Below are 25,498 nucleotides of genomic sequence, written 5' to 3' on the forward strand. Positions count from 1 at the left end.
CTAATCGAGAACGGGCGGCTCCACCTGCTTGAGCAACAGCGTGGAGCGCGGTTGCACATCGATGGTACCCGCTGCCGGGATGAGGATTTCTTCGGTGGGGTACCCGCCGGGGTGTGCGGTGTCGACCACCAGTTTCCACTTCGCGCCGAGATCCTGGGTGGGCAGCGTGAACTCGATTTGCTCGTGGTGGGCGTTGAAAATCATCACGAAAGAGTCGTCGACGATCTTCTGGCCGCGGGCATCGGGCTCGCTGATCGCGTTGCCGTTTAAATAGACCATCAGGGATTTGCCGAAGTCGTGGTCCCAGTCGTCCTGCGTCATCAGCTTGCCCGAGGGTACGAGCCAGGCGATGTCGCGGTCGCGCGCGTCGGTGCCCAGCGGGCCGCCGGCCAGGAAGCGGCGGCGCCGGAAGACCGGGTGGCGGTGGCGGATGCCGATGAGCCGCTTGGTGAAGCCGTAGAGCTCGGAGTTTTTCTCTTGATCCAGCAGCGACCAGTCCATCCAGGCGATCTCATTGTCCTGGCAGTAGGCGTTGTTGTTGCCGGACTGGGTGCGGCCGAATTCGTCGCCGTGGCTGAGCATCGGCGTGCCCTGGCTCAGCAGCAGCGTGGTCAGGAAGTTGCGCTGCTGGCGGCGGCGCAGGCGCTGGATGTCCGGGTCGTCGGTGGGGCCTTCGGCGCCGTGGTTCCAGGAGCGGTTGAAGGACTCGCCGTCCTGGTTGTCCTCGCCGTTGGCCTCGTTGTGCTTGTCGTTGTAGGAGACCAGGTCGGCGAGGGTGAAGCCGTCGTGGGCGGTGATGAAGTTGATGGAGGCGGTCGGGCGACGGTCGTTGTTGCCATAGAGATCGGAAGAACCGGTCAGCCGGGAGGCGAATTCGCCGAGGGTGGCCGGCTCGCCGCGCCAGAAGTCGCGGACGGTGTCGCGGTACTTGCCGTTCCACTCGCTCCAGATCGGCGGGAAGTTGCCCACCTGGTAGCCGTCATGGCCGACGTCCCAGGGCTCGGCAATGAGCTTGACCTGGCTGACCACCGGATCCTGCTGGACCAGGTCGAAGAAGGTGGCCAGCTTGTCGACGTCGTTGAGCTCGCGCGCGAGCGTGGCCGCCAGGTCGAAGCGGAAGCCGTCGACGCGCATCTCGGTGACCCAGTAGCGCAGCGAGTCCATGATCATCTGCAGCGAGGACGGGTGGCGCACACTCAGCGAGTTCCCGGTGCCGGTGTAGTCCATGTAGTACTCGGGGTTGTCATCGTCCAGGCGGTAGTAGGCCTGGTTATCGATGCCCCTAAACGCAATGGTCGGGCCCATATGGTTGCCCTCGGCGGTGTGGTTGTAGACCACGTCCAAAATGACCTCGATGCCGGCGGCGTGGAAGGCCCGCACCATCGTCTTGAACTCGGCCACGGCCTCGCCGGGCTTGCGGGCGAAGGCGTAGTCCTGGTGGGGCGCGAAGAAGCCGAAGGTGTTGTATCCCCAGTAGTTGCGCAGGTCCAGCTCGCGCAGGCGGTCGTCCTGGAGGAACTGGTGGACGGGCATGAGCTCCACGGCGGTCACGCCGAGGTTGCGCAGGTAGTCGGTCACCGCCGGGTGCGCCATGCCAGCGTAGGTGCCGCGCAGGTGCTCCGGGACGCCGGGGTGCTGCATGGTCATGCCCTTGACGTGGGTCTCGTAGATGACGGTTTCGTTTTCGGGCGTGTGCGGGCGGCGGTCCCCGCGCCAGTCGAAGAAGGGGTTAATGACCACCGAGTACATGGTGTGGCCGAGCGAGTCGGAGGTGTTGCGCCCGGTGCCGGGATCCTCGGCGTGGATGTCGTAGGAATACAGCGCGGCGTCCCGGTCGAATTCCCCGGTGAAGGCGCGGGCGTACGGGTCCACCAACAGCTTGGAGGGATCGCAGCGCAGGCCGGCCTCGGGGTCGTAGGGGCCGTGGACGCGGTAGCCGTAGCGCTGGCCGGGCGAGACATACGGCAGGTAGCAGTGCCAGACGTGGGCGCTGACCTCGGTAAGTTCGATGCGCTCTTCCTGGCCGGCGGCATCGATAAGGCAAAGCTCTACCTTGTCGGCTACCTCGGAAAAGAGGGCGAAGTTGGTACCGGAACCGTCGAAAGTGGAGCCCAGCGGCGAGGGGGAGCCGGGCCAAACTTGGGTGATCTGGGGGCGGTGAGTTGCGCTCATGGCTGCTTAGCTTAATGCCAACCGGGCGCTTTCACCTGTCGAGCGAATCGATGCCCGCCAGCACGATGTCCACCGCCCGCGCGAGCTTGGCAGCCCCGGCCTGGAGATCTGCGCTGTCCTCTGCGTCCTCGCTACCGGTGGCCGCCTGGAATTGCAGCAGCGACTGCTCCAGGGTGGTAGAGCCTAAGACCAGGTGGACTACCGACTCGGCGCCGAGCTGGCGGGTGGCATCGTCAGCGCCGTGGCCGGCGCTACCCAGCGCGGCCTTGAAGCGCGCCACGAGCTGCTCCCAGGCCAGCGAGTGCGGCTGGGACAGGGCCGCGGAGACGACCTCCGCGCCATCGCGGTGGGCCAGCAGGCTAGCGCGCAGGCTCAGGCTGAGTTCGGCGGGGGAGGTACCGGACAGGGGTGCCAGGATGGCATCGGAAAGCGCGGAAATCAGGCCCTGTTTGTTGGAAATATGCCAGTAAAGCGCCCCTGGGGCTACCCCCAAGGATCCCGCGACGCGCCGCATGGTGGTGTCTGCCAGTCCGTAGGTATCTAGCAGGTCAAGGGCGGCTTTGATGATGGTCTCGCGGGATAACTGCACGGTGACCCAGTCTAGCGGGCCGGCTCTGCGCGGGCCAGAAGCCCCGCGTTCACAGGTTCCTATGACCAAACTGTAACTGTCCTGCCACACAAAGGTTGTTATGATATTCGACGTTAAGGGTGTACTGCCGCTGCGTTAGGGTAGCGCCCCCCGAAAGCCTGTAGTCCCTCAAATCGTCAGGAGAAACGTTGTCCCTTTTCACCCCGTCTAAGATGTCCGTTGCCGCGCTTGCGCTGGTCGTTCCACTGACCCTCACGGCTTGCGGTTCTGACGAGGAAGACTCCACCGAGGCTGCTCCGTCGACCGAGACCGCCACCAAGGAGGCCCCGAGCTCCAAGGCCAAGGACGAGGATAAGGACAAGGACGCCGAGAAGTCCTCCGAGGTCAAGGATAAGGACAAGGACAAGGATAAGGACGCCGAGAAGTCCGCGCAGGGCAAGGAGCGCTCCGCTGCCAACCAGGACGGCGGCAACGGCGGCGGCGACCAGGCCGCGGCGGCCGAGTCCCTGGTCGACCCGTTCGAGGGCGGCGACCCGCTGCAGGGCCAGGCCGACATCGCCCCGGTCGAGAGCGGCCAGGCGGCCGACGGCGCCGTCTCCGGCGAGATCAACGGCCTGGTCCGCGGCCTGTACGACCAGCAGGACATGCGCTCGTTCATGCGCTACATGCCGGATCACACCTGCCAGCGCGTGCTGGACGCGCAGCCGGAGCTGCGCAACGCCGATTACAGTCAGATCCCGCAGGTCTCCATGGACGAGGCCAGCAACGGCCAGTGGAAGAACACCTTCGTCCAGGACATCCGCGACATCCAGGTCAAGGACAACACCGCCTCCGCCACCGTGGAGGTAGCCACCCCGCAGGGGCCGGACACCACCACCATGCGCTTTGCCAACGAGGGCGGCAACTGGACCTTCTGTAACTAGTAACGCCCGGCAGGGTAGCCTTGAAGGCTATGTTGAGCCGCTCGTTTACTCCACCCCGCAGCGTCGGTTTCGCTGCGGGGTTATTCGCTTGCGTAGTCGTGGTCTTCGGCGTCGCGGGCATCTTGTGGGGGCTATGGCGCCCGCGCGTTGCCCTCGCGGAGCTGCCCGAAGGCGGCTTCGGCGTGGACTTGGGCTCGGCGCCGGCGGTGGCGATGCTCAGCTACACCGTGATTACCGGGGTTGCCGGCACGGTCACCGGGGTGCTGGCCTTCACGCGGGGCGCGCGTTTCCGCGGTTTAGGCACCTTGCTGTGGGTGGGCGTGTGCGCGCTGGCCGGGGCCGCGGCCTTCGTAGTCTTTTCCGGCCTCCTGGCGCCCACCGAGCCGCCCGCGATGGTCGACGGCGCGGAGTTCGTCCCGCCCTTCCCGCTCGGGGTAGCCCTGTTGGCCGCGCCCTTTATGGCGATGTTCGGCTACTGGTCGGCGGCGTTTGTCAGCGGCGACGACGCCTGGGAGGCCCAGCCGGCCCAGGAAGCCCCGGCCGCGGCCCCGGCTACGGCCGGCGACCACCACGCGGCCTAGTTGGGCCACTTGACGGGGGAGACGCCCACGACGTCGCGGGCAATCGAGTCGAGCCCGTAGAGGATGTTGTGCAGCCCGATGCCGATGTGCTGGGTCAGCTGCGCGTCCGTGAGCCCCTCGGCCGTGACGACGGAATAGTCGATGTGGACGTCGACGGTGCTCTCGGCATCTGGGTCCGCGTCCTCCGCGTCGGCCGAATTCAGGTGGCAAAACGCCGACGATGCCTCCGTGGTGCGGTTCCAGTCGTTGCAGGTCAAAAACAGCTTGGAGAATTCCGCGGCCGGCAGCTGCGGCTCCCAGCGGCCGTTGATGACCACGGAGGGGCCGGAGTCGATGGCGAAGCTGACCAGGACCTCGTTGATCCAGGCCAGGACGGGGCCGTCTTCGAGGCCGTGCTGGTTGACCACCCCCATCTGGCGCAGGCGCTCCCGCAGCCGCGGGTAGCTCACGGGCGTCGGACGCTCGCTGTCGCCTTCGGCCGACTCCGGAACCCAGCCGGCCCAGCTGGCGTGCGCGCTGCGGCCGGGGGCCTGGTCGACCTCGGGGAAATGATCGATGAAGAAGTCGAAGGCGGCGCCGGCGTTGGAGAGGGCCCGGATGAGGCAGGACTCCAGCTGCGCGGTGGTCAGGCCCTGGTGGCTGACGATCGCCCCGTGCCCGGAGAGGGTGAGGTTTTCCAGGCCGCTGTGCTCGAAGACCATGGTGGGGGTGAAGCAGTCGTGGTTCCACTCGTTGAGCGCCTGGGCTAGGGCATCGATGGCGGAAAAGGCAATGGGGCCGTCGAATTCCAGCCGGCAGTTGATGACGGCGGGGTTATCCGGGTTGAGGGAAAAGGTCAGCCGGCAGTGCGGGCTGTGGTGGTAGACCAGCTGGGGCTGGGGCCCGTCAGCCCAGCGCAGCGGCAGTCCAATCTCCTGGGCGCAGGAGTAGACCCGCGGCAGATCGACCGGCGCCAACGAGTCCGGGTAACCGGGGCGGGGGGAGGTGGTCAACGCCTAACACCTGCTTTCTATTCGGTCTGTTTGGCGCCCGGGGCAGCGGCGCCGGCCGGGTGGGGGCGAAAAATCGGTCGTGCTCCAAGTCTATCTGGTGATACAGGCCCGGCACTGCGAAATTGCTCCTAAGATGGTCTCTACTACCGTTTTGGCCCTTTGAGGAGGCATAAGATTGCTCAATACCATTGATTTGCGGAATACCGAGCTGACGACGTCGGCGCTGCGGAAGGTTTTGCCCCGCGGCGGCGTCAACGTCGAATCGGTGGCCGGCACCGTCGCCCCCGTCGTCGAGGCGGTGAAGGAGGGCGGCGAGTCCGCCGCGCTGGACTACGGCGAGCGCTTCGACCACGTCCGCCCGGCGGCGGTAAAGGTCCCGGCCGCGGCTATCGATGCCGCCGTTGAGGTCCTGGAGCCGCACGTTCGCGCCGCGATCGAGGAGGCCATCGCGCGCGTGCGCAAGGTCCATGTTGAGCAGGTTCCGCAGCCGCACACCACCCAGCTGGGCGAGGGCGCCACCGTCACGGAGGTTTTCGCCCCCATCGAGCGCGTGGGCCTCTACGTGCCGGGCGGGCAGGCGGTCTACCCCTCGTCCGTGGTGATGAACGTGGTTCCGGCGCAGGCCGCCGGGGTGGAATCTCTGGTGGTGGCCTCCCCGCCGCAGGCTGATCACGACGGACTGCCGCACCCGACGGTGCTGGCCACCTGCGCCCTGCTGGGCGTGAAGGAGGTCTGGGCCGTCGGCGGCGCCCAGGCCGTCGCGCTGATGGCCTACGGCGACGACGCGGCGGGCCTGGAGCCGGTCGACATGATTACCGGCCCGGGCAATATCTTCGTGGCCGCGGCCAAGCGCCAGGTCTCCTCGTTTGTCGGGGTGGACGCGGAGGCCGGCCCGACGGAGATCGCCGTGCTGGCCGACGACAGCGCGGATCCCGTCTTCGTGGCCTATGACCTGATTTCCCAGGCCGAGCACGATCCGATGGCCGCCAGCGTGCTGATTACCGACTCGGAGTTTCTGGCCCAGCGCGTCGACGAGGAGATCGAGGCGCGCTACACCGCCACGGCCAACGCCGAGCGCGCCGCCGAGGCTCTGCGCGGGAAGCAGTCCGGGATCATCCTGGTCGACGACATCAACGCCGGCATCCGCGTGGCCGACGCTTATGCCGCCGAGCACCTGGAGGTCCACACCCGCAACGCCCGCACCGTCGCGGAGCGCATCCGGCACGCCGGCGCGATCTTCGTCGGCGAGTTCTCGCCGGTGCCGCTGGGCGACTACGCGGCCGGCTCCAACCACGTCCTGCCGACCTCCGGCACCGCGCGGTACAGCGCCGGGCTGTCCACGCACACCTTCCTGCGCCCGGTCAACCTCATCGACTACGACGAGACGGGCCTGAGCGAGGTAGCCAGCCACGTCATCGCCTTCGCCGACGCCGAGCGCCTGCCCGCCCACGGGGAGGCCATCCGCGCCCGCACCGAACGCTAAACCGCCAACTGCCACCCACACCGACCCTGTCAGAAAGGCTTGTCGTGTCCTTGTCCCTGGAAAACCTTCCCCTGCGCCCTGAGCTGCGCGGGCGCAGCGCCTATGGCGCCCCGCAGCTGACGGTGGCCAACCAACTCAACACCAACGAAAACCCGTACCCGCCCTCCGCCGAGCTGGTCGAGGAGCTGGTCAGCGAGGTCCGCCGGATCGCGCCGCAGCTCAACCGCTACCCGGACCGCGACGCCGTGGAGCTGCGCGAGGCCCTGGCCGACTACGTCACCGAGCGCACCGGCGTGCAGGTGGCGGCCGCCCAGGTCTGGGCGGCAAACGGCTCCAACGAGGTCCTGCAGCAGCTGCTGCAGGCTTTTGCCGGCCCCGGCCGCAGCGCGCTTGGCTTCACGCCGTCCTATTCCATGCACCCGGTGCTCTCCGCCGGCACCCAGACCGAGTTCCTGGAATGCCCGCGGGGCGCGGACTTTCGCATCGATATGGAGGCGGCGCTGAAGGCCATCGCGGAGCACCAGCCAGACGTGGTATTCGTGACCACGCCGAACAACCCGACCGGCGACGTCACGGAGCTCGGCGACATTGAAAAGCTGGTCCAGGCCGCGCCGGGCATCGTCATCGTGGACGAGGCCTACGCGGAATTTTCCGAGGGCCCTTCGGCCGTGCGCCTGCTGGCCGACTACCCGGAGAAGCTGGTCGTCTCGCGCACGATGTCCAAGGCCTTCGATTTTGCCGGCGGCCGCCTGGGCTATTTCGTGGCCGACCCCGCCTTCGTGGAGGCGGTCATGCTGGTGCGCCTGCCGTACCACCTGTCCGCCCTGTCGCAGGCCGCGGCCCTGGTGGCGCTGCGCCACCGCGCGGCGACCCTGGAGACCGTCGCGAAGCTCGCGGCCGAGCGCGACCGCGTCGTCGCCGGCCTGCGCCAGCTGGGCTACCGGGTCGTCGACAGCCAGTCGAACTTCATCTTCTTTGGCGAGTTTGGCGATCAGGCCGCCGCCTGGCAGGCCTTCCTCGACCGCGAGGTGCTCATCCGCGACGTGGGCCAGACCGGTTTCCTGCGGGCGACCGTGGGCCTGCCGGAAGAAAACGACGCCTTCCTCGCCGCGGCCGCACAGCTGACCGACTACCAGACCGACGCAGAGAAAGGACGCGACGCATGAACCAGCCGGAACCCCGCCGCGGGAAGGTCACCCGCCGCACCAAGGAATCCGACATCACGGTGAGCGTGAACCTCGACGGCACGGGCCAGTCGACGATTGACACCGGCCTGCCGTTTTTCGACCACATGCTCACCGCTGTGGCCACCCACGGCGGCTTCGACCTGGAGGTGAGCGCGAAAGGCGACATCGACGTCGACGCGCACCACACCGTCGAGGACACCGCCATCGTCTTCGGCCAAGCCTTCGCCGAGGCCGTAGGGGACAAGCGCGGCATCCGCCGCTTCGGCTCCCAGCTTTTGCCGATGGACGAGACCCTGGTCGAGGCCGTCGTCGATCTGTCGGGCCGCGCCTACTTCGTCATGCACGGGGAGCCGGAGCACCTCCAATGGCAAATCATTGGGGGCCACTACGCTACGGTTATCAATAGGCACTTTTTTGAAACCTTTGCCGCCCACAGCAAGACCACCCTGCACGTCAACGTCCGCTACGGCCGCGACCCCCACCACATCACGGAGGCCGAGTACAAGGCAGTCGCCCGGGCACTGCGCCAAGCGGTAGAATCCGATCCGCGCGTGGACGGCATACCATCGACGAAGGGAGCGCTGTAGCCGCATGTACATGATGGTCTGGATCCTTTTCCTGCTGGGTGGCCTCTTTTGGGGCGGGGCCTGGACGGCCTACCAATCCGGCTCACGTTTCTGGACCATCGTCGCCTCCGCACTCGGCGGCATTACGACCATTACCGCGTTAATTTGGATGATTGGGGAGATGCAATAGATGGCAGAAGCAGGCGCAACGCAGGGCAAGGTTAGTCTGTGGAAGGTCCCGGGGTTCCCGGAGACCATGGTCGCGGTGGCGGCTGCCTTCGGCGCGTGGTCGCTGCTGCTGCCGGTGCTGCCCATGGCGGTGCTTGATTCCGGCGGGTCGAATACGCTCGCCGGCGGCTCGACGGGTGCGTTCATGGCCGCGACCGTCATCACCCAGATGTTTACGCCTTGGCTGCTCAGCCGCTTCGGCTACCGCCCGGTCATGGCCGTGGCCGCCGGCATGCTGGGCATCCCCGCCCTGGGCCACCTGCTGGGCATGGAGATCTGGCAGGTGCTGCTGTTTTCGGCGCTGCGCGGCGTCGGCTTCGGCGCGCTGACGGTGGCGGAATCCGCGCTCATCGCGGAGCTAGTCCCGCTGCGCCTTTTGGGCAAGGCTACCGGCACCATGGGCCTGTTCATTGGTCTATCGCAGATGATCTTCCTGCCGGTGGGCCTGGCGATGGCCGAAAACATCAGCTTCGCCTCGACCTATTACACGGCCGCGGCCATCGCCTGCCTGGCGGTGGTCATGTGCCTGCGCCTGCCCAGCGTTCACCCGCGCACCGGCGGCGAGTCCGAGACCACCGAGGCGCCTCGGGCCTCCACCTGGAAGCTGGTCATCGTCCCGGCCCTGGCGCTGACCACGCTGTCGATGAGCTACGGTGTGGTCTCTTCCTTCCTGCCGGCCTCGGTCCGCGAGATCGACCCGGCCACCGGCGCGGTCCTCGGCGGGCTGATGCTGTCCATCGTGGGCGGTTCCGTCATGGTCTCCCGCCTGTTCGCGGGCGTGGTCGCCGACCGGCTGGGCGAGCCCGGCCACCTCTACATCCCTGCCCAGTTCATCGGCGGCGTGGGCATGCTGCTCATGGCGGCCGCCATGGTCAATGGCTGGTCCGTATGGTGGATGGTGCTGGCCTCGGTCTTTTTCGGCATCGCCTTCGGTATCGGGCAGAACGAAGCCCTGCTCTCGATGTTCAACCGCCTGCCGCGTTCGAAGATCTCGCAGGCCTCGGCGGTGTGGAACATCTTCTACGACGCCGGCACGGGCTTGGGCTCGGTCGTGCTCGCCGCCCTGGTCACCGGCTACGGCTACGCGGGTGCGTACGGGGCCGGCGGCGCGATCATCCTGGCCGGCATCCTCATGACGAGCCTGGATGCCTTCCTCGGCCGGCACCGCGTCGCCGAATTCGACAACATCCGTACGCGCCTGCGCCGCCTGCGTAGGGCGCCGGCCCAGAACCAACGCCGAACCGTGTCTAGGACCGAAGAACTTAACAACGACAACCGCACCACCAACAACAAGGAGCTGGACTAGTGGCGCAGAAATTGGTAGCCCTGCTGGATTACGGGGCCGGGAACCTCCGGTCGGCCCAGCGGGCATTGGAAGCAGCCGGGGCCCGGGTCGAGGTCACCGCCGATCCGAAGGTGGCCACGGAAGCCGACGGCCTCGTCGTGCCCGGCGTGGGCGCCTTCGCCGCGTGCATGGAGGGGCTGCGTGCCATCCAGGGCCCGCGGATCATCGGCCAGCGGTTGGCCGGGTCCAGGCCGGTGCTGGGCATCTGCGTCGGCATGCAGGTGCTCTTCGACGGCGGCAACGAGCACGGCATCGAAACCGCCGGCTGCGGGGAGTGGCCCGGCCTGGTCACGCGCCTGCAGGCCGACGTGCTGCCGCACATGGGGTGGAACACGGTGGAGCGGGACAGCGACGGCGCTATGTTCGCCGGCATTGATCCGGAGGAGCGCTTTTATTTCGTGCATTCCTACGGCGCGCGAACCTGGGAGCTGGAAACCGAAATCACCACCCCGCCGTCGGTGGCGTGGGCCAGCCACGGCGGCGACCGCTTCGTCGCCGCGGTAGAAAACGGCGCCCTGTGGGCCACGCAATTCCACCCGGAGAAATCGGGGGAGACCGGGCTGAAGCTTTTGTCCAACTGGATGGGCACCCTGTAGGTAGGATGTAGACGATGACTCAGCACACAGATTCCTTCGTCCTCCTGCCCGCCGTCGACGTCGTGGGCGGCCAGGCCGTGCGCCTCGAGCAGGGCAAGGCCGGCACCGAAAAGTCTTATGGGGATCCGCTCGCGGCCGCCCTGCAGTGGCAGGAGCAAGGCGCGCAGTGGCTCCACTTCGTCGACTTGGACGCCGCCTTCAACCGCGGGTCCAACCACGAGATGATGGCCGAGGTCGTCGGTAAGCTCGACATCCCCGTGGAGCTGACCGGCGGTATCCGCGACGACGCCGGGGTAGAGCGCGCCCTGGCCACCGGCGCGCGCCGCCTGAACATCGGCACGGCCGCGCTCGAAGACCCGGAGTGGATCGCCCGAGTCATCGACAAATACGGCGACAAGATCGCCGTCGATCTGGCGGTCCGGGAAGAGGCCGGCGAGTGGCGCACCCGCGGCAACGGCTGGGAGTCCGACGGCGGAGACCTCTGGGAGGTCCTCGAGCGCCTCGACGCCGCCGGCTGCCAGCGCTTCGTGGTCACCGACGTCACCAAGGACGGCACCTTAACCGGCCCCAACCTGGAGCTGCTCCAGGACGTGACCATGGCTACCGATGCCGCGGTGACGGCCTCCGGGGGCATCTCCGCGTTGGAGGATGTCACGGAGCTGGCCACCTTCTTCAACCGCGGCATCGACTCCGCGATCATCGGCAAGGCCCTCTACGAGGGGCGCTTCCGCCTGGACGAGGCCCTTAAGGCCGTGGCCCAGGTCGAACCGCTGCCGGCAGAGACCCCCATCGACCTCCTTGATTCCTCGGAAGACAGAGGATAAGCCCGAAACAAAACACCGCAGGATAAACCCCGACCGAGGATGAGTGAGTACGTCATGACATCGCCGCTGGAATTGCTGGCCTTCGCCGAGGCCATCGTGGATGAGACCACCGATCGTTTCCGCACCGGGCTAGGCGCGAAGCCGGCCCAGTTCAAGGGCCAGGGCGATTTCGCCACCGAGGTCGACATCGCCATCGAGACCAACCTGCGCCAGCGCCTGACCCAGCTGACCGGCATCCCGGTCTACGGGGAAGAATCCGGCGGCAAGCTGGCCGAGACCGTCTGGGTGGTCGATCCTATCGACGGCACCGCCAACTACTCGGCGGGCAACCCGCTGTGCGGCACCCTGGTGGCGCTCGTCCAGGACCACCAGCCCGTCGTGGCCGTCGCGGACTTCCCGTTGCTGGGCCGGCGGGTAGCGGCGGCTGACGGTGCGCCGCTGCGTTCCGTCGGGGGCCCGCCGAGCGGCTTCGGCGGCGGGGAAGACGCCCTGGGCTTCGACGAGGCCCGCGGGCACGTTGGCTGCTCGTCGCACCTGCAAACGCCCATCTTCAACGATCTCAAGCGCAAGGGTCTGCGCCCGCGCATCACGGGATCCGTGGGGCTGGACAGTGCCTTCGTGGCCCAGGGGGTCTTCGACGGCGCGGTGAATTTCTCCCCGCACGCCTGGGACAACGCCGCGGGCGCGCTGTTTGTGCGCTCGGCCGGCGGCCTGGTCACCGACCCCTACGGCGAGGAATGGTCCGTGCATTCGGCCGGTATGGTGGTCGGCACCCCGCAGGTGCACGCGACCATCTTGGATTCCATCCGCGCCAACCAGGCTGACAACTGAAACAGCAGCCACCAGACCAGTAAACACACTGTTAAAACACACTGTTAGAAAAATTCCGAAGGAGTGTGCTCCCGTGACCTTGTCTGTGCGGGTCATTCCCTGCCTCGACGTCGATAACGGCCGCGTGGTCAAGGGCGTCAATTTTGAAAACCTCCGCGACGCCGGCGACCCGGTGGAGCTGGCCGCCCGCTACGGCCAGCTCGGCGCCGACGAACTGACCTTCCTCGACGTGTCCGCGTCGAAGGAAGGCCGCGGGACCCTCATCGATGTCGTGCGCCGCACGGCCGAGCAGGTCTTCATCCCGCTGACCGTGGGCGGGGGAGTGCGCAGCGCCGAGGACGTGCGCGCGCTGCTGCGTGCCGGCGCGGACAAGGTCTCGGTCAACACCGCGGCCATCGCCCGCCCCGAGCTGCTGCGGGAGTTGGCGGAGATTTTCGGTTCCCAGTGCATCGTGCTCTCCCTGGACGCTCGCCGGACCGCGCAGCAGCAGGACTGGGCCCCGTCGGGCTTCGAGGTCACCACGCATGGTGGCACCCGCTCCGCCGGCCTCGATGCCCTGGAGTGGGCCCGGACCGCCGCCGACCTGGGCGTCGGCGAGATCCTGCTCAACTCCATGGACAGCGACGGGACCGAGGGCGGCTTCGACACCGAGCTCATCGCCGCCGTGCGCGCCGCGGTCAACGTGCCGGTGATCGCCTCGGGCGGGGCGGGCGCGCCGGAGGACTTCCCGCCGGCCGTCGCCGCCGGCGCGGACGCGGTCCTGGCCGCCTCCATCTTCCACTTTGGCAAGACCACCATCGGCGCGGTCAAAGACGCCCTGGCGAACGCCGGTTACCCGATCCGTCCGGTGCCGGCGGCGGAAGCGGAGGCGCAGCCGGCCGCGGCCAGCCCGGCGGAGTGCGCGCTGGCCCCGGCCATCGCTAGCCGACTGAAGCGCAACGCGGACGGGCTGGTGCCCGCCGTCGTCCAGTCGGAGGACGGGCAGGTGCTGATGCTGGCCTGGATGGACGATCACGCGCTGGCCTACACCTTGGCCACCCGCCAGGGCACGTACTATTCCCGCTCCCGGCAGGAATACTGGGTCAAGGGCAAGACCTCCGGCAACACGCAGGAGGTCTTGGGCGTCAAGCTCGACTGCGACGGCGACACCCTCCTGGTGACCGTCCGACAAAAGGGCGGGGCCTGCCACACCGGCGATCGCAGTTGCTTCGACGCCGATGTACTACTCTAGGATCCCTGAGTAACCGCAGGAAGGGAGTAGACGTGGGAAAGCGAATTGGCCCGCTGCTCATGGCCCTCGGCGCGATTGGGCTGTGGGGCTCGTCGCGCATGAGCTGGGTCCAGGCCTCCGCAGAGGACGACAAGTCCGGCGGGCAGGTCGTGGATATCCTCGGCTCGCACTGGTCGGTCGAGCTCATGGCCGTCATGCTGTTGCTGCTGGCCGGCACGCTGGCCGGGCTGGTGCTGCGGCGGCTGGCCCGCCGGGTGGTGGCGATCGTCTGCGCGGTGGCGGCGGCCGCGGTGGCCTGGCGGCCACTGCAGCTGCTGACCGCCGGCCCGGACGTGCAGCGCGCCCAGGACATCCTGCAGGCCGGCCAGGACAATGACCTGGCGGTGGACGTGACCTCCATTTCGGACTGGGCCGTCATCACCGAAGCCTCGGCACACACCGCCGGCCCCGTGCTCGCCTTGGTCGCTGCGGCCGTCGCGCTTTTCGGCGCGGTGCTGCTGGCCACCCGCCCGGGCGAGGACACCGCGCGTTCCAACAAATACGAAACTCCCGCCATGCGGCAGGAGAAGCTGGCCCAGGATCTGGAAGAATCCCCGGACAGCGGCCGGGTGCTGTGGGACGCGCTGGACGCGGATATTGACCCCACCGATTTAGACAACCAACGTGGGCGTTTAACCTAAAGTTTGCCAATCGGGGGTACCTCTGGATTTCCTCTGGGCACGTTTGAGGGGATAGCCTTTAGGTGAGACTGCGCATGTGATCCTTGTCGCTTACTTCGAGGAGGTGCCCCGGTGCCCACCCCTATTGCCGTTGACCGTCTAGTCACCGGCGTCCTCGAAGACGTAGCCGCGCGGGAGGCGAAGGTCTCCTTCCAGGACATCAAGGCGAAATCCCGCTCGATGGAACCGCCCCGGGACGCCAAGGCGGCGCTTTTGACCAACGGTTGCTCGGTGATCACTGAATTCAAGCGCGCGGTGCCGTACCTCGGCGAAATCGCCCGGCTGGACAACCCCGAGCGCATGGCGCGCCTCGCCCAAGACTTCCAGGAAGCCGGCGTGGTGATGATGGCCTGCCAGACCGACCGGCGCCGCTTCCGCGGCTCGCTGGACGACATGCGCCTTATCCGGGCGGCCACCGAGGTGCCTATGATCTGCCGCGACATCATCGTCGACCCCTACCAGATCCACGAGGCGCGCTGCTTCGGCGCGGACGTCGTTCCCTTGCAGGTCGCCCTCCTGGAGCAGGCGCGCCTGGAGGCGCTGTTGGATCGGATTGAGTCGCTCGGCATGGTCGCCCTGCTGGAGATCCGCAGCAGCCAGGACGCGGACCGGGCCATGCAGGCCGGCGGGACCGTGGTGGGCATTAACGCGTGGTCGCTGTCCTCGGACGCCATCGACCGTGGGGTCTTCGCTGAGATTGTGCCGGGCCTGCCCGAGTCCCTGCTGCGGATCGCCGTCGGTGGGGTCGAGAACCCCCGCAACCTCCTGGGCTACGCCTCGCAGGGCGCCGACGCCGTGATGGTCGGCGAGTCGGTGATGTCCGCCCAGGATCCGACCGCACTGGCTCGCAGCTTGGTGGCCGCCGGCAAGCACCCGGCCTGCCCGTCGCGCAAGACCCCCTGATCTCGCATTCGGGTGGGCTTTGGGGCACACTGTGTACGTGCAGATTATGAACTTGGCCAATATCCCGTCCCCGCCGCAGGGCGTGTGGCACGTGGGCCCGATTCCTATCCGCGCCTACGCGCTGTGCATCGTCGCCGGCATCCTGGTGGCTATGTGGATGACCCTGCGCCGTTACCGCGCGATGGGCGGGAACCCGGACACCGTCTGGGACGCCGCCATCGTGGTCATCCCCGCCGGCATCGTCGGCGGGCGCCTCTATCACGTCATCACGGATTACGATAAGTACTTCTGCGCCGAGTGCAATCCGGTCGACGCGCTGAAGATTACTAACGGCGGCCTGGGCATTTGGGGCGCGGTGGCGCTCGCGGCGGTGGCGCTGTGGGTGATGTTCAAGGTCAAGGGCATCCCGCTGGGGCCGTTCGCGGACGCGGTGGCGCCGGGGCTGGTGCTGGCCCAGGGCATCGGCCGCCTGGGCAACTGGTTTAACCAGGAGCTCTACGGGGCGGAAACCGACGTTCCGTGGGCGCTGGACATCTACTACCGCGTCGACGAGGCCGGCCGGGTAGCGCCGGTCAGTGGCACCTCCACGGGCGAGGTGATGGCCTCGGTCCACCCGACCTTCCTCTACGAGCTGCTGTGGAACGTCGCCGTGTGCCTGTTCCTGCTCTGGGCGCACCGCGCCTGGAAGCTGGGGCACGGGCGGGTCTTCGCCCTCTACGTCATGGGCTATACTTTTGGCCGTTTCTTCATCGAGCAGATGCGCACGGACGAGGCCACGCTGATTTTCGACGTGCGCGTCAACGTGCTGGTTTCCGTGGTGGTCTTCGTGGCGGCCTGCATCGTCTTCTTCCGTCTGCCGCGCGGGCAGGAGTCCGCGGACGAGGTGGATCCGAAGTTTCCCGCGGCCGCTCAGGAGCGCTCCGAACCCTAATGTGGGAATCTGTGGGATTGTTTCCGTTTTTGCAGTGGCACCCGCCGCGGGGGCGGGGTACGTTGGGAATGGTTAGGCAGTCACCATTACAGGAGTAGGCACAGATAAATGTTGGATAGAAGAACCAAAATCGTATGTACGCTCGGCCCCGCGGTCGCGAGCGAAGACGCTATTCACCGCTTGGTCGAAGACGGCATGGACGTTGCCCGTCTCAACATGTCCCACGGCGACCACGCCGATCACGAGCAGAACTACCGCTGGGTGCGCGAAGCCACCGATAAGACCGGCCGCGCGGTCGGCATCCTGGCCGATCTCCAGGGCCCGAAGATCCGCCTCGGCCGCTTTAAGGAGACCGAGACTTACTGGGAGACCGGCGAGGTAGTCCGGATTACCATCGACGACGTCGAGGGCACCCACGACCGCGTGTCCACCACCTACAAGGGCCTGGCTAACGATGCCCAGCCCGGCGACCGCCTGCTCGTCGACGACGGCAAGGTAGCCCTGGTCTGTAAGGAAGTCGACGGCAACGACGTCGTCTGCGAGGTCACCGAGGGCGGCCCGGTCTCCAACAACAAGGGCGTGTCCCTGCCGGGCATGGACATCTCCGTGCCGGCGCTGTCCGAAAAGGACATCGAGGACCTGCGCTTCGCCCTGCGCCTGGGCGTGGACTTCATCGCCCTGTCCTTCGTGCGCTCGCCTGCGGACGTGGATCTGGTCCACGAGGTGATGGACGAGGAGGGCCGCCGCCTGCCGGTCATCGCCAAGCTGGAGAAGCCGGAGGCCGTGGACGCGCTCGAGTCCATCGTCCTGGCCTTCGACGCCATCATGGTCGCCCGCGGCGACCTGGGCGTCGAGGTCCCGCTGGAGCAGGTCCCGCTGGTGCAAAAGCGCGCCATCCAGATCGCCCGCGAGAACGCCAAGCCGGTCATCGTCGCCACCCAGATGCTGGACTCGATGATCGAAAACTCACGCCCGACCCGCGCGGAGGCCTCCGACGTGGCCAACGCCGTGCTGGACGGCGCGGACGCGGTGATGCTCTCCGGCGAGACCTCCGTCGGCATCGATCCGCACAACGTGGTGCGCACCATGGCGCGAATCGTCTCCCGCGCCGAGACCGACGGGCGCGTGCCGCCGCTGGCGCACGTCCCGCGCACCAAGCGCGGCGTGATTTCCTATTCCGCCCGCGACATCGCCGAGCGCCTCAACGCGAAGGCAATCGTGGCGTTTACCACCTCGGGTGACACCGCCCGCCGCGTGGCCCGCCTGCACTCGCAGCTGCCCCTGCTGGTCTTCACCCCGAACCAGGCGGTGCGTTCCCAGCTGGCGCTGACCTGGGGCGCGCAGACCTTCCTGAGCCCGCAGGTCGGCTCGACGGATGAGATGATGGAGGCCCTGGACGAGGCCCTGCTGTCCATGGACGCCTACGACGAGAACGACCTCATGGTCGTCGTCGCCGGTACCCCTCCGGGAATCTCCGGCAACACCAACATGATCCAGTGCCACCTGCTGGGAGAGACCCGCTCCTAAGGCACTGACACGGCGAGCGCCCGGCACCTGAACTGGTGCCGGGCGCTCGTGTGTGTCCGGGCCCGCTAGTCGATGGGCAGGGAGTCGAGGTGCCAGACCTCGGTGGCGTAGTCGTGGATGGTGCGGTCGGCGGAGAAGCGGCCCGAGTAGCAGATGTTGAGCCAGCACTTGCGGGCCCAGCCGCGCGGATCGTCGGCGTAGTCGGCGGCCGCCTGGTCGCGCTTGTCGCGGTAGTCGGCGAAATCGCCCAGGACGTAGTAGGTGTCGGCGGCGGAGGTGCCGTAGCCGTCGGTCAGGCTGGAGCGCAGGTCGTCGAAGTTGCGGTCCAGCGTGCCGTTGGTCAGGGCTTCGAGGGCGCGGGCCAGGCCGGGCACCTCGTGGTAGAGCGCGCCCGGGTTGTAGTTCTCGCGCAGGCTGGGCAGCTCGTCGTTGCGGGCGCCGAAGATATAGGCGTTCTCGCGGCCGACCGCGTCCACGATCTCGACGTTGGCGCCGTCGAGCGTGCCGAGTGTCAGCGCGCCGTTCATCATGAACTTCATGTTGGAGGTGCCGGAGGCCTCCTTGCCGGCGACGGAGATCTGCTCGGAGACGTCGGCGGCCGGGATGATGTGCTCGGCGGGGGAGACGTTGTAGTTTTCCACGAAGACCACACGGATGATGTCCCGGGTGGCCGGGTCGTTGTTGACCAGGTCGGCCACGGAGTTGATAAGCTTGATGATTTCCTTGGCGCGGACGTAGCCGGGCGCGGCCTTCGCGCCGAAGATGAAGGTGCGCGGGGTTGGCTCCTCGCCGTCCTGGGTGATGCGGAAGTACAGGTCCAGGATGTAGAGCGCGTTGAGCAGCTGCCGCTTGTACTCGTGCAGGCGCTTAATCTGCACGTCGAACAGGGAGTCCGGGTCGACCTCGGCGCCCTGGTGGCGGTGAATCCACTCGGCGAAATCGCGCTTGTTGGCGGCCTTGACCTCCGTGAGCTCATCGAGCAGCGCGGCGCCGTCCGGGCCGTCGGCGAGCCCGGCCAGGCCGGCCAGCTCGTCCAGGTTGGTCACCCAGCTGTCCGAGCCGTTGGCCCGGGTGAGCAGGTCTGCCAGGCGCGGGTTGCACATCTTGAGCCAGCGGCGCGGGGTGACCCCGTTGGTCTTGTTGTTGAACTTCTCGGGGTACATCTCGTGCCAGTCGCGCAGGGTCTCGGCCTTGATGATCTCGGTGTGCAGGGCCGCCACGCCGTTGATGGAGTAGGAGGCGTAGCAGGCGATCCAGGCCATGCGGACCTGGCCGTCAGCCACCGGGGCCAGGTAGTCGATGGTGCCCTGGTCCAGGCCGTGCTGGGCCATGTCCTCGCGGAAGCGGCGGTCGATCTCTGCGACCAGCTCCCAGATGCGCCAGAACAGCCGCTGGAAGATTGAAACCTCCCACTTTTCCATGGCCTCGGCCAGGACGGTGTGGTTGGTATAGGCGAAGGTCTCGGTGACCACCTTCCAGGCATCGTCCCAGCTCATCTGGTGCTCGTCGAGCAGGATGCGCAGCAGCTCCGGGATGGCCAGCACCGGGTGGGTGTCGTTGAGCTGGATGCAGTTGTAGCGGGCGAAACCGCGCAGGTCGTCGCCGTGGTGCTCGAGGTAGTTGTCCACCATCTCCTGCAGGGAGGCGGAGACGAAGAAGTACTGCTGGCGCACGCGCAGGACCTTGCCCTCGTAGGTCGTGTCATTGGGGTAGAGCACGCGGCAGATGTCCATGACGCGCTCGCGCTCGACGATGGCGTCGGTAAACCGCTGGGAGTTGAAGGCGTCGTAGTCGAAGTCGTCGATGGGCTCGGACTTCCAAAGGCGCAGGGTTCCCACGTTGCGGGTGCCGTAGCCGGTGATCGGCAGGTCGTAGGGGATGGCGCGCACATCCATGTCGTCGAAGTGAATGCGGCGCTGCGTGCTGGCGCGGCGGACCAGGAAGTCGTAGCCGTTTTCCATCCACGCGTCCGGCTTCTCGACCTGGTAGCCGTTGTCGAAGGTCTGCTTGAACAGGCCGTAGCGGTAGAGCAGCCCGTAGCCGGTCACTGGCAGGTTCTGGGTGACCGCGGAGTCCAGGAAACAGGCGGCTAGGCGGCCCAGGCCGCCGTTGCCCAGGGCCGCGTCGTGCTCGGCCTCGAGGACGTCGGCCAGCTCGCGCCCGGTGGACTCGACGTAGGCGCGGGCGTCGTCGACCAGGCCCAGGTTCGTGAGGTTGTTGAGGAGTGCCCGGCCCTGGAGGAATTCGGCGGAGAAATAGTGCTGGCGGCGGGCCGGCGCGTAAGTGCGGCGGGTGGTCTCCCAGTCCGCGGCGATGTGGTCCATGACCGCGTTGGCGAGTCCGGACCAGTACTTGCGGTTAGAGGCGGCAGGAGGGGTCACGCCGGCGGCGGCGCGGACGTGACCGGGGATGACAGAGGAAAAATCCGTGGGAGAGGTCATGGGCAAAGACACCTTCGCGTCGAGGGAGCGTGTAAAACACTGCCTACTGTAACGGAAGGTCGCCCGGCCCGCCCGACTTCGCGCGGGGCGCCTTAGCGGCCCAGATAGGCCAGCACCGCGGTCAGACCCGCCTGGGTGGAGGCCTTAACGGTCGGGGCGTAGTCGGGCAGGAAGTCGGCCTGGTGGTTGACCGGCGGGGTATCTAGCTGCTCGGCCGGGGTGCAGCCGACGTGCCAGAAATAATAGGGCACGCCCCAGGCCTGCGGGAGATAGCAAAAGTCCTCGGAGGCGGTGCTGCCCGTGGAGGTGACGGACTGCTCGCCGAAGACGGCATCGAAGGCGGGACGGAGGGCGGCATCGACGCCCGCGTCGTTGTCGGTGACCTCGCCGTGGGCGTAGTACTCGAAGGTCGGATCCTGGGGGCTGCCGGAGGCCCAGCACTCGGCGCGCACGACGCGCTCCAGGCTGGCGTAGACGCGCTCGGCCACCTGCGGGTCGTAGTAGCGGGTGTTGAGGACCAGCTCGGCGGAGGCCGGGATGATGTTGTTCTTGTCGCCGGAGTGCAGCTCGCCGACGGAGATGACGAAGAACTCGTGCGGGGCCACCTCGCGGCCGACGATGCCCTGCAGCCGCACCACGATCATCGCCGCCAGGAAGGTCGGGTCGATGGAGTTGTGCGGCATGGAGGCGTGGGCGGAGCGGCCGAAGACGCGGATGCGCAGGCTGTCGCAGCCGGCCATGATGGGCCCGGGCGTGCTCTGCACCGTGCCCGCCGGCCCGGGCATGATGTGTTGGCCGAAGCAGACGTCCGGCTTCGGCACGCGATCGGTCAGCCCGTCGGCCAGCATGTATTTCGCCCCCATCGAGGACTCCTCGGCCGGCTGGAACAGCGCCAGGAAGGTCCCGGACCAGGCGTCGCGCCGGGCGTCGAGCACCGCGCACACGCCGAGCAGGGCGGTGGCGTGCATGTCGTGCCCGCAGGCGTGCATGGCGCCGTTGGTGGAGGCGTAGTCCGCGCCGGTGGCCTCCCGGACCGGCAGGGCGTCGAAGTCGGCGCGCATCAGCGCGGTGGGGGTGGCGTCGGTGGCCGCGTTGCGGAAGATGGCGACCATGCCGTAGCCGCCGATGCCGTCGACCACCTCGCAGTCCATCCCCTCCAGCCGGGCGCGGATCTGGGCCGCGGTGCGTTCCTCCTCGTGGGAGAGCTCCGGGTGGCGGTGGAGATCCTGATAAAAATCCTCCTGCCAGGACAGGTCGACGCCGTGCTCGCGCACGAATTCCGGATTTTTTGTGGGGGAAGCCATAGATCTCACTCCGTTAGTTTGGGTAGGGTTACCTGCATGCCACTTATTCAGTTCGATGTTCTCGTCCCCGACCACCAAGCCGAGCGCGTGGAGGACGTCTTCCGCGAAGCCTTGGACCGGCTCGTCGACAACGGGCAGTTGGCCCAGGCGAGTGTAAAGCGTCATGATACTCCGCGCCTGGCAGAGGGGGTAGAAGACCAGCTGCGTCAGACCTACCGCGACGAGCACGAAGACCGCGACCTCGACGACGCCCAGGTCCGCCGCTACGCCCTGTCGGTCGAGGGGGCGACCGGTTCTATCAACCAGCTAACGATGGTGCTGTCCCGCCTGCTCACCCCGTACGCCGCGCTGCCGAAAGACCACGTCCTGCTCGAGGACGAGACCGCCCACGAGCGCCCGGCCATCTTCCCCTGGACCGTGGATATCCAGCGCTAGCCCCCTAGCTGTTCCTTGATCTGGCGGGCCAGGGCCTGGCCGGCCGCGCGCAGGCGTTCGGGCATCTCGCCGCCCGCCGGCAGCGCGGCGCTGAGGCTGCCGGCGGGCGGCTCGGCATCGTCGGCGAACTGGCCGGCCGCGATGGCCACGCGCGGCGCGGCGGGGGAGGCTGCCGCGCGCTCGGCGACGGTGCCCACGACCTTGCCGGTCAGCGACTGCGCGTCGAAGCGCCCCTCGCCGGTGACGACGACGTCGGCGGCGGCCAGGTGCCGGTCGAGATCCAGCGCGTCGGCAACGTAGTCGGCCCCGCTGACCACACGCACGTGCTCGTCGTTGCCCCACAGGATGCGCGACATCCAGCTCAGCCCTACCGGGATCGCCCCGGCCGCGCCGAAATGCTCGGCGGCGGGGTCCTGCTCGGTGAACTCGCACAGGCGCAGCAGCGCGCCGGTCAGTAGGGCGACCTGCTCGCGGCTCGCGCCCTTCTGCGGGCCGTACATCGCCGGCGCCTGCTGGGGGACGCAGCGCGTATCCGCCAGCAGGGTGTAGTCGAGCATCCCGGCCTTGTAGTTCAGCTGCGCGGTGTCGATGTCGCCCAGGCGGACCAGCTCGGCCGGGCCCTGAGCCAGGGCGAGGCCGCGGGCGTCGTGGGGCGCGGCGCCGAGTGCGCACAGGATGCCGATGCCGCCGTCGACGGTCGCGCTGCCGCCCAGGCCCAGCACGATGGATTTGGCACCGCGGGTCTCGGCGTCGGCGATGAGGGCGCCGGTGCCGAAGGAGTCCGCGCGGAGGGGATCCGGGCTATCGGCGACCGTCGGCAGGCCGGTAGCGGCAGCGACGTCGATATAGGCCGTGGCGTTTTCCGGATCGAAGTAGTATTCCGCCTCCGTGAGCCGGCCGAGAGCGTCCACCGAGGGGATGTGCACGCGGGCGAGCTGCCGGCCGGCGAGGCTGGCCGCGGTGGCCAGCGCCAGCGCGGTGCCTTCGCCGCCGTCGGCTAGCGGGCAGGTCACCACCGTGGCGTCGGGGAGTTCCTGCCGGATTCCGGAGGTCAGGCCGGCGGCGGCCAGGCTCGAGCTAGCGGTGCCTTTGAAAGAGTCTGGGGCGACGACGATATGCATGGGCGCAATTATAGGGCACGCTTTTTCTCTCACCCGCGGCCAGCCGGTGAAAGCTGGGGCGCTTCACCCCTTAATTTCGGTACTATGACAGAAAATATATCTCGCAAAAACGCAGCTAGGAAGGGGTGAGTAATTTTTAGCGCCCAAAAAGTGGTTGCGAAAGTGGCCTCGCCCAAGGAAACTGTCACTAGACAGGCCCCGCGAAAACCGGGGACTGGTCGAAGCCAATTAGTTACTACCGAGCAGGAGAAGACATGTCCGTAGACCTCCAGATTTCCGATTACTACAACAAGCTGCTGAAGAGGAACGCGGGCGAGCCGGAATTCCACCAGGCGCTCTCCGAGGTCCTGGACTCGCTGAAGATCGTCCTGGAAAAGGATCCCCACTACGCGGATTACGGCCTGGTCGAGCGGCTCTGCGAGCCGGAGCGCCAGCTCATCTTCCGCGTGCCGTGGACCGACGCCGAGGGTAATATCCGCGTCAACCGCGGCTTCCGCGTCCAGTTCAACTCGGCGCTGGGCCCGTACAAGGGCGGCCTGCGCTTCCACCCGTCGGTCAACCTGGGCATCATCAAGTTCCTGGGCTTCGAGCAGATCTTCAAAAACTCCCTGACCGGCCTGCCCATCGGCGGCGGCAAGGGTGGCTCGGACTTCGACCCGAAGGGCAAGTCCGACCAGGAAATCATGCGTTTTTGCCAGTCCTTCATGACGGAGCTGCACCGCCACATCGGCGAATACCGCGACGTGCCGGCCGGTGACATCGGGGTCGGCGGCCGCGAGATCGGCTACCTCTTCGGCCAGTACCGCCGCCTGTCCAACCAGCACGAGTCCGGCGTCCTGACCGGCAAGGGGCTCAGCTGGGGCGGCTCCCTGGTGCGCACCGAGGCCACCGGCTACGGCACCGTCTACATCACCGAGCAGATGGTCCAGTCCCACGGCGAGGACCTCTCCGGTGCCCGCGTGATCGTCTCCGGCAGCGGCAACGTGGCCATCTACGCCGCCGCCAAGGTCCAGGAGCTCGGCGCGACCGTGGTCGCGATGTCGGACTCCGCCGGCTACGTCACCACCCCGGACGGCGTGGACATCGAGCTGCTCAAGGACGTCAAGGAAAACCGTCGCGAGCGCATCTCTGCCTACGCTGCGGAAGCCGGCGGCAACGTCGAATACCACGAGGGTGCGGGCATCTGGTCCGTGGCCGCCGACGTGGCCCTGCCGTGCGCCACCCAGAACGAGTTGGACGGCGACGCTGCCCGCCAGCTCATCGACAACGGCGTGAAGTACGTGGCCGAGGGCGCGAACATGCCGTGTACGCCGGAGGCCGTCCACGCCTTCCAGGACTCCCACGTCAACTTCGTGCCGGGCAAGGCCGCCAACGCCGGCGGCGTGGCCACCTCCGCGCTGGAGATGCAGCAAAACGCCTCCCGCGACTCCTGGTCCTTCGACTACACCGACGACCGCCTGCGCCAGATCATGTCGAATATCTTCACCAACATCGACAAGACCGCCGCGGAATACGACCGCGAGGGCGACTACGTCGCCGGCGCGAACATCGCCGGCTTCAAGAAGGTCGCTGACGCCATGCTCGCCCAGGGCGTCATCTAAAACCGGCGCGCCCGGCCCGGACGTCTCCCTAGTTTTTATAGGGGAGGTGGCCGGGTTTTTCCGTGCGCGGTGCAGGGGCAGGGAAGGGGAGCGGAATAGTCTCAAGTGAAACTTGAGATTTTCCGGGCTTTCCCAGTGTGGGAAGCCGCCGTAGCTGGTTGCGCTGGCTAGGCTGGTCATCATGTACCGCGTATTCGAAAGCCTTGATGAACTAGTACAGAACCTGGAGCAAGCCCGGGGCGTTCCCATGACCTCGAATTGCATGGTTCCCCGCAACGAGATGCTCGCCCTGCTCGACGATCTGCGTAACGCCCTGCCCGTCGAAATCGACGACGCGCAGGACGTCCTCGACAAGCAGGATGAGATTATCCGCGGCGCCGAGGAGCGCGCCGAGCACACCGTGGCGGACGCCAACGCGCAGGCCGACGACATCATCGCCCGCGCCCAGGTGGACTCCGAGTCCATGGTCGCCGACGCCCAGGCGCACGCCGCCGGCTTGGTCGAGCGCGCGCAGAACGAGGCCGATTCCACCGTGGAAAAGGCCCGCGCCGACGCCGAGCGCGCCGTCGCCCAGGGGCAGGAGTCCTACGAGCGCGCCGTGGCCGCCGGCCAGGAAGAGCAGGACCGGCTGGTCTCCGAGTCGGAGGTGGCGCGCCGGGCCAACGAGGAAGCCCACCGGATCGTGGACACCGCCCACTCCGAGTCCCACCGCCTGCGCACCGAGTGCGACGAGTTCGTGGACAGCAAGCTCGGCGAGTTCGAGGAGACCCTCAACTCCGTGCTGCGGACCATCTCTTCGGATCGCACGGCCCTGCGCCGCGGCGCCGGTGCCGCCGGCCGGGCTGGCGGCAGCGACTACTCCCGCGGTTACAACGGCTACAGCCAGGATTCCTACGAAGCCGGCTACGACAGCGGTTACGACAACCGCGGATAGACTCCGGCCCGGCCTAGCTGGCCCTGCCCGCTAG

Annotated in this window: 24 protein-coding genes and 1 pseudogene; 19 read left to right on the forward strand and 6 right to left on the reverse strand. The window is 67.5% G+C overall.

Going from position 1 to position 25,498, the window contains the following annotated elements:
* Positions 1-2,172, reverse strand: coding sequence for a glycogen debranching protein GlgX (gene glgX / locus VVR85_RS00710; protein ID WP_368519061.1), 2,172 nt, complete (start codon positions 2,170-2,172; stop codon positions 1-3).
* A 31-nt stretch (positions 2,173-2,203) separates the two neighbouring features.
* Entirely contained in the window at positions 2,204-2,761 is a 558-nt protein-coding gene (locus VVR85_RS00715) for a TetR family transcriptional regulator (protein WP_368519062.1), read from the reverse strand.
* 212 nt (positions 2,762-2,973) lie between these two features.
* Between VVR85_RS00715 and VVR85_RS00720 the strand changes: the two genes are divergently transcribed.
* Positions 2,974-3,684, forward strand: a complete 711-nt coding sequence (locus VVR85_RS00720) for a hypothetical protein (RefSeq protein ID WP_368519063.1) — start codon at positions 2,974-2,976, stop codon at positions 3,682-3,684.
* Positions 3,685-3,713: 29 nt separating this feature from the next.
* Positions 3,714-4,265, forward strand: coding sequence for a hypothetical protein (locus tag VVR85_RS00725; RefSeq protein ID WP_368519064.1), 552 nt, complete (start codon positions 3,714-3,716; stop codon positions 4,263-4,265).
* Here VVR85_RS00725 and VVR85_RS00730 read toward each other — a convergent pair.
* The gene (locus VVR85_RS00730; RefSeq protein ID WP_368519065.1) at positions 4,262-5,257 is read right to left on the reverse strand and encodes a hypothetical protein; all 996 of its coding nucleotides are present in this window, start codon (positions 5,255-5,257) and stop codon (positions 4,262-4,264) included. The genes VVR85_RS00725 and VVR85_RS00730 overlap by 4 nt on opposite strands.
* A gap of 175 nt (positions 5,258-5,432) precedes the next feature.
* Here VVR85_RS00730 and hisD point away from each other — a divergent pair, with 175 nt between their 5' ends.
* The 14 genes and pseudogenes from hisD to pyk all read left to right on the forward strand — a co-directional run bounded on the left by hisD (position 5,433) and on the right by pyk (position 17,628).
* The gene (gene hisD, locus VVR85_RS00735) at positions 5,433-6,740 is read left to right on the forward strand and encodes a histidinol dehydrogenase (RefSeq protein ID WP_368519066.1); all 1,308 of its coding nucleotides are present in this window, start codon (positions 5,433-5,435) and stop codon (positions 6,738-6,740) included.
* A gap of 44 nt (positions 6,741-6,784) precedes the next feature.
* Complete coding sequence (locus tag VVR85_RS00740) at positions 6,785-7,906, forward strand: histidinol-phosphate transaminase (protein WP_409338164.1); 1,122 nt, start codon at positions 6,785-6,787, stop codon at positions 7,904-7,906.
* Positions 7,903-8,514: an imidazoleglycerol-phosphate dehydratase HisB gene (gene hisB, locus VVR85_RS00745; RefSeq protein WP_368519067.1), complete on the forward strand. Its 612-nt coding sequence runs from the start codon at positions 7,903-7,905 to the stop codon at positions 8,512-8,514. The genes VVR85_RS00740 and hisB overlap by 4 nt, the downstream gene beginning before the upstream one ends.
* 4 nt (positions 8,515-8,518) lie before the next feature.
* The gene (locus VVR85_RS00750; protein WP_368519068.1) at positions 8,519-8,683 is read left to right on the forward strand and encodes a hypothetical protein; all 165 of its coding nucleotides are present in this window, start codon (positions 8,519-8,521) and stop codon (positions 8,681-8,683) included.
* The gene (locus VVR85_RS00755; RefSeq protein ID WP_368519069.1) at positions 8,684-10,027 is read left to right on the forward strand and encodes an MFS transporter; all 1,344 of its coding nucleotides are present in this window, start codon (positions 8,684-8,686) and stop codon (positions 10,025-10,027) included.
* Positions 10,027-10,662 carry an imidazole glycerol phosphate synthase subunit HisH gene (gene hisH / locus VVR85_RS00760; protein ID WP_368519070.1) on the forward strand — a complete coding sequence of 212 codons (636 nt, stop codon included), beginning with the start codon at positions 10,027-10,029 and terminating at the stop codon, positions 10,660-10,662. The genes VVR85_RS00755 and hisH overlap by 1 nt, the downstream gene beginning before the upstream one ends.
* 14 nt (positions 10,663-10,676) lie before the next feature.
* Positions 10,677-11,486, forward strand: a complete 810-nt coding sequence (gene priA, locus VVR85_RS00765; protein WP_368519071.1) for a bifunctional 1-(5-phosphoribosyl)-5-((5-phosphoribosylamino)methylideneamino)imidazole-4-carboxamide isomerase/phosphoribosylanthranilate isomerase PriA — start codon at positions 10,677-10,679, stop codon at positions 11,484-11,486.
* A 54-nt stretch (positions 11,487-11,540) separates the two neighbouring features.
* Entirely contained in the window at positions 11,541-12,317 is a 777-nt protein-coding gene (locus VVR85_RS00770; protein ID WP_368519410.1) for an inositol monophosphatase, read from the forward strand.
* 73 nt (positions 12,318-12,390) lie between these two features.
* Positions 12,391-13,161, forward strand: a pseudogene (hisF, locus tag VVR85_RS00775) (imidazole glycerol phosphate synthase subunit HisF); the annotation flags it as partial.
* 3 nt (positions 13,162-13,164) lie between these two features.
* Positions 13,165-13,548, forward strand: coding sequence for a phosphoribosyl-AMP cyclohydrolase (gene hisI / locus VVR85_RS00780; RefSeq protein ID WP_368519411.1), 384 nt, complete (start codon positions 13,165-13,167; stop codon positions 13,546-13,548).
* Between the two features lie 32 nt (positions 13,549-13,580).
* Complete coding sequence (locus VVR85_RS00785; RefSeq protein ID WP_368519072.1) at positions 13,581-14,228, forward strand: TIGR02234 family membrane protein; 648 nt, start codon at positions 13,581-13,583, stop codon at positions 14,226-14,228.
* Positions 14,229-14,339: 111 nt separating this feature from the next.
* Positions 14,340-15,170 carry an indole-3-glycerol-phosphate synthase gene (locus VVR85_RS00790; protein ID WP_368519073.1) on the forward strand — a complete coding sequence of 277 codons (831 nt, stop codon included), beginning with the start codon at positions 14,340-14,342 and terminating at the stop codon, positions 15,168-15,170.
* A gap of 37 nt (positions 15,171-15,207) precedes the next feature.
* Entirely contained in the window at positions 15,208-16,101 is an 894-nt protein-coding gene (gene lgt / locus VVR85_RS00795) for a prolipoprotein diacylglyceryl transferase (RefSeq protein ID WP_368519074.1), read from the forward strand.
* A gap of 108 nt (positions 16,102-16,209) precedes the next feature.
* Positions 16,210-17,628: a pyruvate kinase gene (gene pyk / locus VVR85_RS00800; RefSeq protein WP_368519075.1), complete on the forward strand. Its 1,419-nt coding sequence runs from the start codon at positions 16,210-16,212 to the stop codon at positions 17,626-17,628.
* Positions 17,629-17,693: 65 nt separating this feature from the next.
* Here the strand turns inward: pyk and VVR85_RS00805 are convergent, their stop codons facing one another.
* Positions 17,694-20,069 (reverse strand): glycogen/starch/alpha-glucan phosphorylase, encoded by a 2,376-nt coding sequence (locus VVR85_RS00805; protein ID WP_368519076.1) that lies wholly within the window; start codon positions 20,067-20,069, stop codon positions 17,694-17,696.
* A 92-nt stretch (positions 20,070-20,161) separates the two neighbouring features.
* Positions 20,162-21,373, reverse strand: coding sequence for an amidohydrolase (locus tag VVR85_RS00810; RefSeq protein WP_368519077.1), 1,212 nt, complete (start codon positions 21,371-21,373; stop codon positions 20,162-20,164).
* A gap of 36 nt (positions 21,374-21,409) precedes the next feature.
* On the opposite strand from VVR85_RS00810, the gene VVR85_RS00815 reads away from it, so the two are divergent.
* Positions 21,410-21,808, forward strand: a complete 399-nt coding sequence (locus VVR85_RS00815; protein WP_368519078.1) for a hypothetical protein — start codon at positions 21,410-21,412, stop codon at positions 21,806-21,808.
* On the opposite strand, the gene VVR85_RS00820 is transcribed toward VVR85_RS00815, so the two are convergent.
* Entirely contained in the window at positions 21,805-22,929 is a 1,125-nt protein-coding gene (locus VVR85_RS00820) for a glycerate kinase (RefSeq protein ID WP_368519079.1), read from the reverse strand. The two genes, VVR85_RS00815 and VVR85_RS00820, sit on opposite strands and share 4 nt — an antisense overlap.
* Positions 22,930-23,183: 254 nt before the next feature.
* Here VVR85_RS00820 and gdhA point away from each other — a divergent pair, with 254 nt between their 5' ends.
* Together gdhA and VVR85_RS00830 are read left to right on the forward strand one after the other, a co-directional pair.
* The gene (gene gdhA, locus VVR85_RS00825; protein WP_368519080.1) at positions 23,184-24,530 is read left to right on the forward strand and encodes an NADP-specific glutamate dehydrogenase; all 1,347 of its coding nucleotides are present in this window, start codon (positions 23,184-23,186) and stop codon (positions 24,528-24,530) included.
* A gap of 181 nt (positions 24,531-24,711) precedes the next feature.
* Entirely contained in the window at positions 24,712-25,464 is a 753-nt protein-coding gene (locus VVR85_RS00830; RefSeq protein WP_368519081.1) for a DivIVA domain-containing protein, read from the forward strand.
* The last annotated feature ends 34 nt before the right edge of the window (positions 25,465-25,498 follow it).

Source organism: Corynebacterium sp. LK2590, assembly GCF_040946105.1.
Classification (GTDB): domain Bacteria; phylum Actinomycetota; class Actinomycetes; order Mycobacteriales; family Mycobacteriaceae; genus Corynebacterium.